This is a genomic window from Vibrio jasicida 090810c, assembly GCF_002887615.1.
GTDB lineage: Bacteria > Pseudomonadota > Gammaproteobacteria > Enterobacterales > Vibrionaceae > Vibrio > Vibrio jasicida.
In genome coordinates this window covers 110,146-123,326 of record NZ_CP025792.1, presented here as the reverse complement: position 1 = coordinate 123,326, position 13,181 = coordinate 110,146, and the positions used below count along the sequence as shown (strand labels likewise).

18 protein-coding genes are annotated in these 13,181 nt (G+C 42.6%); 3 read left to right on the top strand and 15 right to left on the bottom strand.

Annotated features, from left to right (window positions below):
• Positions 1-51: 51 nt before the first annotated feature.
• Positions 52-1,761, top strand: coding sequence for a putative bifunctional diguanylate cyclase/phosphodiesterase (locus tag C1S73_RS00970; RefSeq protein WP_038872184.1), 1,710 nt, complete (start codon positions 52-54; stop codon positions 1,759-1,761).
• A 68-nt stretch (positions 1,762-1,829) separates the two neighbouring features.
• Here C1S73_RS00970 and C1S73_RS00965 read toward each other — a convergent pair whose 3' ends face one another.
• From C1S73_RS00965 to C1S73_RS00945, 5 genes are all read right to left on the bottom strand, one after another.
• Positions 1,830-2,303, bottom strand: a complete 474-nt coding sequence (locus C1S73_RS00965; protein WP_038872181.1) for a response regulator — start codon at positions 2,301-2,303, stop codon at positions 1,830-1,832.
• Positions 2,290-3,627: an ATP-binding protein gene (locus C1S73_RS00960; protein ID WP_038872180.1), complete on the bottom strand. Its 1,338-nt coding sequence runs from the start codon at positions 3,625-3,627 to the stop codon at positions 2,290-2,292. The genes C1S73_RS00965 and C1S73_RS00960 overlap by 14 nt, the downstream gene beginning before the upstream one ends.
• 3 nt (positions 3,628-3,630) lie before the next feature.
• Complete coding sequence (locus C1S73_RS00955; protein WP_038872177.1) at positions 3,631-5,049, bottom strand: SLC13 family permease; 1,419 nt, start codon at positions 5,047-5,049, stop codon at positions 3,631-3,633.
• Positions 5,050-5,258: 209 nt separating this feature from the next.
• Entirely contained in the window at positions 5,259-5,738 is a 480-nt protein-coding gene (locus C1S73_RS00950) for a GNAT family N-acetyltransferase (RefSeq protein WP_038872174.1), read from the bottom strand.
• On the bottom strand, positions 5,735-6,211 hold the full coding sequence (locus C1S73_RS00945; RefSeq protein ID WP_038872171.1) for a GNAT family N-acetyltransferase: 477 nt from the start codon (positions 6,209-6,211) through the stop codon (positions 5,735-5,737). Before C1S73_RS00945 ends, C1S73_RS00950 begins: the two co-directional genes overlap by 4 nt.
• A 130-nt stretch (positions 6,212-6,341) precedes the next feature.
• Between C1S73_RS00945 and C1S73_RS00940 the strand changes: the two genes are divergently transcribed.
• Positions 6,342-6,803: a DUF417 family protein gene (locus C1S73_RS00940; protein WP_038872168.1), complete on the top strand. Its 462-nt coding sequence runs from the start codon at positions 6,342-6,344 to the stop codon at positions 6,801-6,803.
• A 478-nt stretch (positions 6,804-7,281) separates the two neighbouring features.
• Here the strand turns inward: C1S73_RS00940 and C1S73_RS28065 are convergent, their stop codons facing one another.
• The 3 genes from C1S73_RS28065 to C1S73_RS00920 form a co-directional block, all read right to left on the bottom strand.
• A complete protein-coding gene (locus C1S73_RS28065) occupies positions 7,282-7,614 on the bottom strand; it encodes a tetratricopeptide repeat protein (RefSeq protein ID WP_227740565.1) in 333 nt (110 codons plus the stop codon).
• A 166-nt stretch (positions 7,615-7,780) separates the two neighbouring features.
• Entirely contained in the window at positions 7,781-8,443 is a 663-nt protein-coding gene (locus C1S73_RS00925) for a Type 1 glutamine amidotransferase-like domain-containing protein (RefSeq protein WP_038872163.1), read from the bottom strand.
• Between the two features lie 14 nt (positions 8,444-8,457).
• Positions 8,458-9,039 (bottom strand): DUF1287 domain-containing protein, encoded by a 582-nt coding sequence (locus C1S73_RS00920; RefSeq protein WP_038872161.1) that lies wholly within the window; start codon positions 9,037-9,039, stop codon positions 8,458-8,460.
• Between the two features lie 459 nt (positions 9,040-9,498).
• Here C1S73_RS00920 and C1S73_RS00915 point away from each other — a divergent pair, with 459 nt between their 5' ends.
• A complete protein-coding gene (locus C1S73_RS00915) occupies positions 9,499-9,729 on the top strand; it encodes a PAS factor family protein (protein ID WP_038872158.1) in 231 nt (76 codons plus the stop codon).
• A 75-nt stretch (positions 9,730-9,804) separates the two neighbouring features.
• On the opposite strand, the gene C1S73_RS00910 is transcribed toward C1S73_RS00915, so the two are convergent.
• From C1S73_RS00910 to C1S73_RS00875, 7 genes are all read right to left on the bottom strand, one after another.
• On the bottom strand, positions 9,805-10,194 hold the full coding sequence (locus C1S73_RS00910) for an MAPEG family protein (protein ID WP_038872156.1): 390 nt from the start codon (positions 10,192-10,194) through the stop codon (positions 9,805-9,807).
• Between the two features lie 204 nt (positions 10,195-10,398).
• Positions 10,399-10,644: a hypothetical protein gene (locus tag C1S73_RS00905; RefSeq protein WP_038872154.1), complete on the bottom strand. Its 246-nt coding sequence runs from the start codon at positions 10,642-10,644 to the stop codon at positions 10,399-10,401.
• 195 nt (positions 10,645-10,839) lie between these two features.
• A complete protein-coding gene (locus tag C1S73_RS00900; RefSeq protein WP_038872152.1) occupies positions 10,840-11,145 on the bottom strand; it encodes a hypothetical protein in 306 nt (101 codons plus the stop codon).
• A 157-nt stretch (positions 11,146-11,302) separates the two neighbouring features.
• A complete protein-coding gene (locus C1S73_RS00895; protein ID WP_152436137.1) occupies positions 11,303-11,716 on the bottom strand; it encodes a hypothetical protein in 414 nt (137 codons plus the stop codon).
• A gap of 173 nt (positions 11,717-11,889) precedes the next feature.
• Positions 11,890-12,117 (bottom strand): DUF5675 family protein, encoded by a 228-nt coding sequence (locus C1S73_RS28285; RefSeq protein WP_038872146.1) that lies wholly within the window; start codon positions 12,115-12,117, stop codon positions 11,890-11,892.
• Between the two features lie 196 nt (positions 12,118-12,313).
• Positions 12,314-12,700 (bottom strand): hypothetical protein, encoded by a 387-nt coding sequence (locus C1S73_RS00880; protein ID WP_038872143.1) that lies wholly within the window; start codon positions 12,698-12,700, stop codon positions 12,314-12,316.
• Positions 12,697-13,113 carry a DUF6973 domain-containing protein gene (locus C1S73_RS00875; RefSeq protein WP_038872140.1) on the bottom strand — a complete coding sequence of 139 codons (417 nt, stop codon included), beginning with the start codon at positions 13,111-13,113 and terminating at the stop codon, positions 12,697-12,699. The genes C1S73_RS00880 and C1S73_RS00875 overlap by 4 nt, the downstream gene beginning before the upstream one ends.
• Between the last annotated feature and the right edge of the window lie 68 nt (positions 13,114-13,181).

Genomic DNA, 13,181 nt, shown 5'->3' with positions numbered 1-13,181 from the left:
CTCGACTTATCTATTTATCTTCAACGCTGCTAGGATTGCGGAGGAAGCATCTTGACCACCAACAAGGTTGATCAAACCATTTCCGAACACGATCGTGAGTTTCTTCAGATCGTAGAGCAACGCTTCATCCACATCTTCGATGTGTTTAGTGAAGGACTCTTTTACATGGATGAGTTCGGCACTATGGCTTTCTATAACCAGCGATTCTATGAGCAATTTGGCATCAATGCGGGCCGTATCAATCTAGATAGATGGTTGGACTTAGTGCACCCTTTAGACAGAGAGCGTCTGTCTAAGCGTGTCGATGCCCATATCAACACCGACAACACTCGTGTCACCACTACCTATCGATTGCGTAAACCCAACGGACAATACGTATGGATTGAAGGTGTTGCGATGACCAAAGAAACCGAGCACGGCCACTATATGGTCGGCAGCCATCGCGATATCTCTGAGCGAAAACTAATGGAAAGCTACATTCATCAAGTGGCCTTTCATGACAACGCTTCCGGTATGGCAAACCGTGCACATCTGCTTCTCAATATCGATGAACTCGTGAAATCAAACCGTAGCCAAGCATCGATTTTTTATATCCAGATAGAAGAAATCAAATCTTACCTCAACCAGTACGGTAGTGAGCTGGTCGATGGCTTAGTCGAGAAACTATTACAGACACTCAGCCATTTGCCTTCGCCCAACTGCACCGTTTACCGTGTTCATGATGATGATTTTGCTATTTTGGTGCTCGATGAAATACCACTCGAAGATTTGCACACTTATGCACAAACCATCAAACAGAATTATCACGATGCGGTAGTCGAAGAAGGCCAATATTTGGGCAGTAATATCAGTATCGGACTCTACCCTTCTATCGATCCTGAGCACTCAGCTGAAGAAATTGTCCGCAAGGCCGCACGCACCTGTCAATATGCCAGCGAGAAAAACAAAGATCGCATCGCGGTATACAGCCAAAAAACGCAACATGCGGTGGACCGTTACTTTTTTATCGAGCAGGGTTTGAAAAACGCACTTGAAGAGAAAACACTGAGCGTGAAATTTCAGCCGATTGTCCGAGCATCCGATTTACAAGTGGTCAGCTTCGAGTCTCTGGTACGTTGGCGCAGTAAAGAGTTTGGTGAAATCTATCCTGATGAATTTATTCCTGTCGCAGAAAATAAAGGCTTGATAGTCGAGCTGGGGTACCAAGTCTTTGAAAAAGCTTGCAAGTTCATTAAAAGCTATCGTGAACGTTATCAGAACCAAGTGCGTGTGAACGTGAACGTGTCGGTATTACAGCTTCTCAATAGTGAGTTTCCGAGCAAGATAAAAGCAATGGCGGATAAGGCAGGCGTCGAACCCAAAGCGATCGTTCTCGAACTAACAGAAACCTTTATTCTGGATAATAACCAAGCGGCTATCGCCCCCCTCAACACATTAAGTGAACTCGGATTTGCGCTCTCACTCGATGATTTTGGTGCAGGCTACAGTTCTTTGAATTGCTTCTTCGATTTACCGATGACGCAAATCAAGATAGATAAGTTAATGGCATGGAAGACTCTAACAAACCGTTCGTCTCGAGAGTACTTGAAATTCTTGATCAGCATGTGTTTTGAGCAGAACATTGAGGTGGTCATCGAAGGAATTGAAGATGCTAAAATGCGCGATTTTTTTGCTGAGATGGGTGTCGATTACCTGCAAGGCTTCTGGTTTTCTAAACCTTTATCTGTCGCAAGTGCGAGTCGATACACCTTGAGTCAATAATCACTCCAGTTAAAAATCGCGAGAATGCATCCTGAGCTAAACATCCTACTCAGCTCAGGAGCATTCGATTATCTCAAGCGGTCAAACACGACATTCTGATCTAAGTGCTCGTGGTATTCGGTGTAGTCTAAGCCCATATCGAAGATGTACTTTGTCACCAAGTTTCTCACACACTCCACCAATTGCTCTGCCTGCCAAGGTTTTTCAAAGTAACGATCAATGCCCGCAGAATTAATAGCATTAATGGTATCTGTATGTGTCGCTTGCCCGGTTAGCAATACTTTTCGAGTGCGTAGAAAACGACTGTCTTTAGAAATTTCTGTTAACAATTCCACACCAGTTTTACCTGGCATCACATGGTCAGAAATAATAAGCGCAATCATCTCTCCGTCTGCATCTAACTCATCCATTAATTCAAGTACTTCATCGGCAGACTCGCAATCTTCAATGTTGAGCCATTGGCCTAACGACTGTAAGTCTTGCAGAACCGCGCTTAACACCTCTCGCTGGTCATCAACGCAAATTAAATTAAGCTTGTCCATGTTCATCCTCTACCGGTAGTTTAATTCTAAATATGGTTTTTTCACTGTCACTTTTCACCGCGATTGAGCCGTTATAACCCGCCACGATGCGTTTCACTATCGACAGCCCTAACCCCAATCCAAACGACAGACCACCTTTCTTAGTGGTGAAGTTTGGTCGGAAAATCTTTCTACGTGTAACTTCGTCAATCTCAGGACCATTGTTGGTGATAGTCACTAGAATCTTGTTCTTGCTTACCCGCGTTTGTATCTCAATCGCTGGTGACTCAGTCTCTCTTAGCGCGTCACAAGCGTTCTTCAAAATGTTGACCCAGATTTGCACCAGTTCGGTTTGCGAGCCTACGAACAGAGGTAAATCAGCCGGACTAAAACGCACACTTACACGTCTTAAATCGCTTTGTAGCAATGCAAGTGCTTGGTTTATCGAGTCATTAACTCTGAGCCCTTCTTCTTTGTCTATGTCGGTACGACCTAATTGCTTCACTGACTTCACAATGCCAACGGTGTGCTTTGAGGCAATGCGTAAGTCGTGCAAGTCTCGGCCCATCTGCCAGTAACGAATCGCTTCTTCTGGACGCTTTAACCAATGCTCATTGAGATAATCGGTTGGCACAGCGCGAGCTAATTCTCGGGCCAGATCTTTTGGCAAACCATAGAACTTCTCAAAATGGCGCCCTCGCGTTCTTGCTTCACTCGATGAGATTTTCTGCCCTTGCATCAAACCGAAATCGAAGAACTGGCTTGCCTCAGGATGGACCTCTTCGAGCAATCCCATGATCACCGACTCCAAACGCTCTGATTTGCTGCTCACCACACCAATAGCATTGTTGAGCTCATGGGCAATGCCTGCTGCAAGTTGGCCAAGTGTTGTCATTTGCTCTGCGGTATGCAGCTTTTGCAATGCCTTCTCTTTACCCAGCGCTTCTTGCATCGCTCGGCGTTGACGGCGAGAAAGCTCGTTGACCATCACCGGCATAAACTGTGCAGTTAAAGGACCATACTTACCTGCTTCGACCGCTGGCGTATTGCGCTCAATCCACGCTAACTCAACGTCCGTTTGAGCAATCACCGTCGAAGAGGCAGTCCACGTTCCAGAGAAGAAACTGTGCACGCCAATAAACGCGCCCTTAGATGCCGCAAATACTTGAGTCTGCTTTTTGCCATCCTCAGAGAAATAACCGGCAAGCTCTCCAGACAGCACGTAGTAGAGTCGCTCGTTGTAGCCGTCTTGCTCAATCAATACCGAGCCTGCCGATACCGTAATGCGACGCTCGATATGATTGAAATAACGCTCCACCAGCGTATCTAATTTACTTTCGTACATGACTTAACCAATGTGTCCAACGGTGTGAAGGATCCACACCATCAAGAAACTGAGCAATACACCTACTACACCTAACACGACACCAACACGCGCCATTTGATTACTTTGCACATGCCCTGTCGCATGAGCCAATGCGTTTGGTGGCGTACTGATTGGCAGAGACATACCAAGCGAAGCTGCAAAGGTCACTACGAGAATCAACGTCACTTCACCACCGAGTGGTGTTAACGATGCCATTGAGGTACCAAGCGCCGCCATGATTGGCATCAGTAAGTTGGCCGTCGCCGTGTGAGACATAAAGTTCGCCATAACCAAACACAAAAACGCAGCGCCAAACAGCACCACATAAGGCGAGAATTCATCAAATGGAATGCTGTGAACCACCAGCCTCGCCAAACCTGTCTTGTCTAGTGCAAGACCCAACGCAATACCGCCAGATACCAACCAAAGCACGTCCCAAGAAATCTTCTTTAGATCTTCTTTGTTGATGATGCCCGTCAGTGAAAATACCGCGACTGGAATTAAAGCCACCGTGTATGAGTTCATACCGTGCGCCGAGCCCATCAACCAGAGCAGAATCGTGCCTGCAAACGTGATGTACACAATGATGGCTTTCGGTGTTTTCAAGAATTTACTCTTGATGTTGAGGTCAATTTTGGTCGTCTCAGCTTTGTAGAGAAAATCGATCAGGAACCACGCTAGCGCCATCATCACAATGACAAACGGCACGCCAAATACCATCCATTCACCGAAGGTAATGAGGTTATCACCCACTAGGTATTTAAGCGCAATCGCGTTCGGTGGTGTTCCAATTGGAGTACCAATACCGCCGATGTTTGCGGCGACTGGGATGCACAACGCAAACGCAATACGCCCAGGATCTTTCGGGCCAAACACCGCGATAACTGGCGTCAAGATCGACAACATCATTGCCGTCGTTGCTGTGTTCGACATGAACATAGAGAAGATTGCAGTAATCAGCATTAAACCCAGCATGACGTATTTCGGGTTTTGTCCGAACGGCTTAAGCAGTACACGCGCTAAGTTGACGTCCAATCGATACTTGGTTGCCGCCATCGCGAGGAAGAATCCACCTAAGAACAGCATGATGATTGGGCTGGCGAACGTCGCCATGATGTCACTGTATTGCAGCAACTCACCAAAATGAGGTTCTCCCTCATCAAGCCGAAAGAAAATGATGCCCTTGTTGGAAACGAGCAACAACTCAAGCACGATGATGACCACAGAGGTGGCGTAAATTGGGATCGGTTCAAATACCCAACAAAGTGCAGCGAGCAAAAATATCGCGATAACGCGCTGCTGAATGATGGTCATACCTTCGAATGGAAACGCTGACAGTGGCATCAGCAAAATGAGCAAAGGGATCACCGTTGGGATGATGTATTTGAGATAAGGGCGCATAGTACTACTTCTCTTCCTGAGATGGTTTGCCGTGAGATAACTGACGTAAGGAGCTGTTTTAACTGGCTTCCTTTCGCCACTCCGAAAAGAAATTATGCGCGCGCTTTTGAGGAGGAATTCTGGTGTTAGATCAATGAACTCTTATTCACCGCAGAAAACATGCGGTATCTGTGTTCAAGCTCACTAATTGAGCGAGGATTATTTATTGATCACACATCCTTTTTGTCTAAGTGTCTTTCCATTACATAGTTGGTTAACGTAGCACCGCGGACTTCGATTTGCTGCTCGTTCACGACAGTAAAACCCATGCGCTCATAGAAAGGACGAGCGGTAATACTCACTTCTGAATAGATCCTATCCAGCCCTTTTGCGTCTGCTTGCTTGAGTACATGAGTCATCAATGAACGCCCTACGCCTTGTCCTTGATATTCATGGTGACAGAAAAAGTGATCGACTAACCCGCTTGGCTGTACATCGCTATAACCAACGATGACACCATCTAACTCAGCGACAAACGGCTGGATAGATATCATCTTCTTTAACCAAAGCTGAGAGTCAAACCCCTCCTGCGCCCAAGCCTTCACTTGTTGCTCGGTGTAATCTCTGCGATTAACGTTTCGCACTGTGTTAAAGAAAAGAGCCCAGAGCATCGGGGCATCTTCTTCTTGAAAGTCACGAATTGTGATCATATGTACTCCAATAAATCGATCTGCATTAATTGCCCACGTTCACCTGCTTCCCCCACCGGATGCCAGCCATTTTTGTAATAAAAACGTTCACCTGCATCATTACCGGGTATGTAGCGTAATCTCGCGTACGTACAACCACCATCAGCAAAACGTTTTAGCAAGAAGTCTTGTAAATGCTTGCCTAACCCTTGATTTCGAAACTTGGGTAGTAAATAAAGCAGATTAATGTAGCCAAATCTTAACCCTTCATCATCAAGAATTGGATGCCGGCATTCCAGTTGACCAATAATTTCACCATCTTTGCTCACATGAAAGAACCCCGCTTCAGGATCTTCTGCAATAGACGCAAACCAAAAGGCAATTTCTTGGGTATCAAACCCATTTTGATGTCCAAAACTCACCTCATACGCATCTCTGCGAAACGCGATGCATAAATCCAAGTGAAGAGATAAATCGACAGGGACAAATTCCATTTAAGCTAACCCTTTTATTGCTTAATTATTCGCTATATAGATATTCGTTATTTTATATAACCATAAATTCAAGAATTTTATATTTCAACCGTCGGTCATTTAAAAACATGCTTTTATAGGAGAAGTTATTATGCATGCATCATCTGTTTCCCAAAAACCGACACAATTTGGTTATTACCTTGGCGTATTTGGCGTTGCCCTTGTTCTTATTTGGTTAGGTATTTATAAATTCACTCCAACCGAAGCAAAACTCATTGAACCTTTGGTGGTAAATCACCCTGCCATGTCTTGGCTATATGGCATCATTTCCGTTCAAGCCGTGTCTAATATCATTGGCTTAACCGAAATCATCGTCGCACTCGGCCTATTGGTTGGATTAAAAAAACCAACCGTAGCCTACTGGTCCGGTATCGCTGCAAGCGTTATCTTCCTCGCGACACTGAGCTTCCTAGTTACGACACCAAATACATGGAAAGTTTCCGACGGTGTTTTGATCGCGAACTTTTTCCTTGTAAAAGATATTCTGTTCCTAGCGATTTCAATCAGCGTGGTTGAGCGAAACAAACCAAGTTTGACGCTAGCTATCGCCTAGTTTTAGGAAAAGTATCGAGAGATAGAAAAGAGAAAGCGCCATGACGATATGGCGCTTTTGTTTGCCGTAAAAACGTTTAACCCAATATCATCACAGCTTATAGCCCACCCCGATAGTATCAGCAGAGCCTATTGATGAGTTTCTACATTAAAAACGAAGGCCAGTCAGAAACTGAGCAACAGCGAATAAAGGGACGGACCACGCGATGACGCTTCGATAAGGCAACATATGAACGAGGAGAGACGGATAACGTATCAGTTCCATTATTTGAAGGTGAGTAAGTAAATGCTGCTCTGGGCTTGAAAAACATGCCCAAAATCGCCGGGTAAAAGGGTGAACACAGATAGCGTGCAAATAGCTGGAACAGATTGACCATATTCCTAGAAAACCAACTAACTCAACGAGAAAGAATACTTCTAGGCTAATAGGTAACACGGAAGGTCCACTTAGCAATACAATGGCTAGAAAAAGCCAAATCTTACGGTTCATCTGCACTCCTTGTTCCATGCTCTCTTAGCGCATTTAATCCTTCCAGCGCCTTTAACGTTGATGCCTTCAGAAGGGGCTTGTCGTATTTTTTTCTGATATTGAGAGCCGTATTAAACAGCGATTCTGCCTCTTTCAATCGCCCCTGCTCCACATACAACTTGCCCAAATGCTGATAACTAAAGCTCAAATACAGCTCAGTGGCAAACGCTTGGCTTTGTATAAACACGCTCGTCGCCTCATCATAGTCCCCTATATACTGTTTTGATGTTGCGACAACGTGCAAAGCCCAAAACTGATGCTTGTTACTCAAAGCGCGTTTCACGACACGCTCTCCGATGTTTATTGAAGTTTGGTAGTTGCCTAGCACTCTTAAGCTGTCAGATAACAAAATCTGTTGCCATTGTAACGCCTCTGGCTGCCTTCGAAACCAAAAGAGAAGACATTTACTCCCGCTTTTACACAATCGAGTAACCGCACCTAAGCTGGGCCTATCTCTTTGAAATTTCATCATTGCCATTTCGGATTGTGATTTGTGCGTCCTCACTGCTATAAATGACTTTGCTTGGCTTACCATCAACAAAATGCAGCGCGGCATAATCACTGAGGCCGTAGCAGGTCGCATCAAGATGACTATGAGCAAAGCGCTCGAATAGGTCGTGTTTCTCGTCGTTCTCAATAAAGTGAGCAGATGCTAAACCTCGTAAAAGACCGATGCCTTTGATGATGGAGTAAGCCTCTGGATCGCTGTCTGTAATCCCATAATCAAACCAACAAATGGCGCCTGCACTCATCCCACAAAGTATGATGCCGCGGTTGTAACACTCTTTGAGAATGTCGTCGATACCCCATTCTTTCCATAGAGCCAGCATAGAACGGGTATTGCCACCGCCAACGTAAATCACATCTTGCTCTAGCAACTTGGTTCGCCAGCCTTTCTCTAACTTGAACAGAGGAAAGTGTGTAAGGTGTTCGCTCAGCTTAGCATTGTGGAAACGGGTGATGACTTCTTCCGAATCTCCGGTGGCGGTAGAGAGATAACAGATTTTGGGGTTATTCTTTCCCACTAGTGACAAAATGTATTGGTCGAGTTGGCTTGGGAGCTCTCCCATCATCCATCCGCCTCCACCCAATACGACACAATGTTTTTCCAAAAGTTGACTTCCTTCTATTTTGGCTCAAACCGATAATAACCGGTGATAGGATAATCAAACAACATATCCTCCAGTACGACACCTCCTCCTATATTGTGAACAATCAAAGGTCGTCGTTTGTCTGTCGATAAGTCATCGGCAACGATACCAATATGAGGGAGGTTCCCAAGGAGCATCCACGTGACAATGTCACCAGGCTTGAAATTATGACCATCATTCGAGATAGGTATTTCTACCCCATGACGTTGAAAGAACATTTGTAAATTTGGAACTCTGCGATGATCAATATTTCTATCAGTACGAGTTAAGCCCCAGATTCGTTTGGATGGATATGCAGAAAAGTTATCTCTCATGTCTTCATGAACAAGGACTTGGAGATCGACACCTAGTTTTCTATAGCTACGAATAATAACATCGGTACACACCCCGATATCAGAAGCAACATCGCCATTCGGGTAGCCAATTTGGTAATAACTTCCATCATAAGTAATGTCGTACTGTGTTCGTTCTTTTGCTGCCTCAGCAAGCGAAGTAGATTGTTTTGCTATAGCTGGCAAGCCAATAAGAACCGCCCACATGACAATGAATTTTCCCATAACAAGTTAAAGTCCTTTTCATCAAAGCCACCCAATACTTCAACACTATTTTATCGGTTGCAGAGAGATTGACTTTAGGTTGTTCGATAAGACCAGTAAGAATTGCTTTTAAACTGCGTAAACTTCTCGGTAGAGTCAAATTCACCGACGGGCTTTTTATCTAATGTAGGACACGCTTCAAATTGATTTCATATAGTTTGTACGACCAGAATCAAAAAGCTACCCCGAGATTAGCTTTACGCTTTTTCGACCACATGAACAACTTTCCCGGTTGTAAACAAGCTACGAAGAGTGAATTCCTATCACTATGATTTACAAGTCATTTAACTCCCACCAACGACTTTGTTACTTCGCACCACGAATTTATATCAGACCACTTTTCTGTGATTGGGGCTTCTGAATTTCGAATTGTAATCGAATACAATACATATGCACCCCGTGCAATAGAAAAGGAATTATATGAAAACGCTTATTTATGACACGCTTGTCAACCTTGCTAACCAAGAACCAGAACACCACGCGAAAATACGCCAGAACCTTTATGAGCAGTTAGATCTGCCCTTTGATAAGCAGCTTGCTCTGTATGCATGTGCACTCGGTCCTGCGAGCTCTGGTAAACTGGAAAGTCGTCAAGGTATCGACAATGCGGTAGATAGTGCAGTTAGACTATTAGCGACTCCTGAACGTTAATCAACTTTGCACTTTTAACGGCCCTACTCCCCTGGCGGGCCGTTTTTCTTCAAGGAAATAAACTCTCCTCTGTCCTCAACCAGAGATACACTGCCCCATAATCCCAAACGCACTCCCCATCGCGATTGCCCAAGAAATTGACCGTAAAACTCCGAAGTTCAATAAATAAAGAACATGGTAAGCGATTCTAAAAACGATATGCGCTAACGCTAAGAGCTGAATCTTCTCATTTACTGCACCTGTCGATATTGCAAGTAGAACAGCAGAGGCAAAAACTATCAAAGATTCAAAAGCGTTCTGATGTGCCGCTAATGCTCTAGCGCCAAATCCTTTCAAGCCAGCTTGCTGCTCGCGAGGGCAATTATTGTTATAGCCGCCCGCTTTATGCATAGCAATTGCCACAGGTATTTTGGCTACATAAGGTAAGAAAGCCGCTACGATTAGACAAAAAATCAAAATATCCATGTTTCATCCTAGTTGGTACCGCGAGAGGTTAATTCTAAAATTATGAGCGATACTTTCACTATAAGCCGGATTACTCATGATTTAGTACCTAATTTGACTGCATTAGTACAAGTCAATTGTAAACTCGTTCCATAAGTTGTTCCTTAGAAGTGGGCTCTCTATGGCAAACGTTTATACCATAATGAATGGTAAGAGCCTTATCAATTAGGCGTCTTCATCAATAGTGTTAGGATTCGTATTCTTAGCTATTTGTATGAAGGTATATGAAATACCGCATACAAAAAATTTAGTCACCCATAACATCAAAGCGGAAATAATCAACCCTAAACCAAACTGGATCCCAGATGCTATAGATGAAAATACACCAAAAGCAGCAAATAACGCTACAACAACCGTCAGGAAGACATCTATTTTCTTTAATCTGGACTCAAACTGTTCGACCTTTTTCATTAACACTCCTTGTAAACTTAAAGAACAAAGGTTGAGTACAATCCTACAGTTAATCATATCGTCAATGCAATTTTGAATTTAGTCCAGAAGACACATTGTGAAGCGTTAATGATGTAACATGAACACCATTGAAACAGGAATTACTTAGATCATTGGATGGTACGTATGTGGTTAGATAAATAACTTTTGAATCGTTTACTCTTCAACTTTGACGGCTATTGCGTTCCAGTACGTAATAAGAACAACCAATACAGCCCAAGGCATTGCTAGCCAAAAATAGTAAGAAGCCTGACCATTTTTTAAGTGATAATAAGAAACTAAAACAACACTAGCGAATATTGATATGCTATATGCAAACCACAAAGCCACACAAACATCATTATTAAACTTAGAAATTGAAACTCGGCGCTCTGCGCAAGCCAAAAACAACAAACCAAAAGCAATCAATCCACCCAAACCAAGGTGAATAAATAAAAGTGGAACTAAGATCCAAAACGACATATATACGCCCTTGAGTAGCCATACGATTTGTTAAAGTGAGATCGCCATAATACAACAACCTCTACAAACCACGTTGAGAAAAAAGTAAACGCATGAAAAAATGCGACGCGCTGCGAGCCACTCTCAAATGCTTTGTTAGCAGGCTGCTAGCACTGATTTAATCTATTCCGCTCACTCTTATAGCTTTCAACTTTTCAATAAGAGCGTCAGCCATCGGTTTTAACTTATCCGGTTGCTCTCTAGAGTAAGATTTCATTGTTGCCAATACATCAATTCTTAACTTTTCTAACCGAGCTACCTCATTACCAGTAAGGTCTGTAAACACCATCCCTTCTAACTCATTTAGCCAATCGTTAAAGGACTCTGGGCTTTCGGATAATAAAAGTAACGTATTCTTAGGCTCAACTTTTAGTGCAACCATCAATAAAGGCGAAACTTCTCCAGAAATAGCCCCGTCTCTACATTTCCAAATTTCTACCAAAGAAAAAAGTGTAGGAATTGTTTCCAAAGCTTCTTTTTTTTCAAGGTTCGGTTCAATAGATTTGTAGTTTTCTATCATCCAGTTATGCAAAAGACTTACCTCTGGGGTTTTAGCATGCAGCAGCCCTGAAAAAAAGCGGACAATATAATAATTACCATATTCCTTATCATTATTTCTGCTCCAGTTGATTAGATATATTTATGGTAATTTTTCATAGCTCACGATTTCAACATAAATTTCTTTAAGAACCGATTTACTATTATCTAAATAGTAATGAGATTTGGCCATCCCCCCTCCCACATTTTACCTGGTATCAAACACCAAAGAGCATCCTTGTGATAATTTCCAGCATGGATAATAATAAATTCCCTACTGGGAACATTTTGCAGCCTATATACATTATGAGCACTTCGGTGAGCTGTGAAAAAATAATTTTCAAGTACCTGCTTTGAACGCTTTAGATTTAATTTAACTTCATCTAGTTCTTTCACCTATCTTATTCTAGTTATCAAATCAATGAAATTAACAGAAGAGTCACATAACGCCCTATTAAGGGGTGAGCAACGCAATACCGAAGTTGCCGCATACCTCCTTAACCACTAAAACCAACGCATAGTGAAAATGCCACGCGTTGCGAATCAATCTTAAGCAATTTGTTATGTGTTACAACCAAGGTGACTTTTATTTTTACCTTCCTACATTGACTACATCATTCATACCAATGCTAAATTTTGCCTCAGTACGTTTTATACATGTATTACTAAAAAGTGAAAAATCAATTTCCCTTGATAATTCACTATATTTAATAACTTCGTCATCATTAGCAAATAATAAAAGTGTAATACTATCTAAATCTGATATTCTACTTAGATTCTCAGCATCCCAGTCGAATCCCAGCAAAGAACGAGCAGCAGTATTATTGGAGTACGGACCTAAAAAACAGACTCGATTCCAATCACCTTCGACAACTTCAGAAAAATCGACACTACTGTCATTTAATCTTAGTTGTATATCATTTGTATCTGAACAGGATACTTGAAGTAAAATAAAGAAAATCATAACCAATTTTTTCATTTTTTCTTCTCTTTCTTTATTACCTTAAGACGACCTGCTAGCAATGAAGTGTAACAATAATGTGCAAGTTTATCATTACTCGCCATTGATAACCCTAACCGAATACCAACTTTATTATTGTGTAAATCCATGACCTTTTCATTTTCTGGGTTTTCCGGAAAGTCTTCATGTGCTGTCGTAAATTCGAGAGCATTTTTGTATCCAATGTCACGAGCTAGCATCGCAGACCAAAAACAATGACGAAATGCATCGCTTTTATCATTGTGTCCATTAATGCCAAAGCGAGATTCTGTTTCGAAAAAAGCAACATCTTTCGCTTCTTTTATTGCTATAGCATGGTGAGGGTTTAATGTAAGATACTCTTTTTCACCTTCTTTAAGAGAATTGTATTGTTGATAAATATGTTTAACCATGAGACCTCCGCATTTAAACACAAACTAGCCTACACTTTTAAAGCAAATCTACATTACTAAAAACTGAT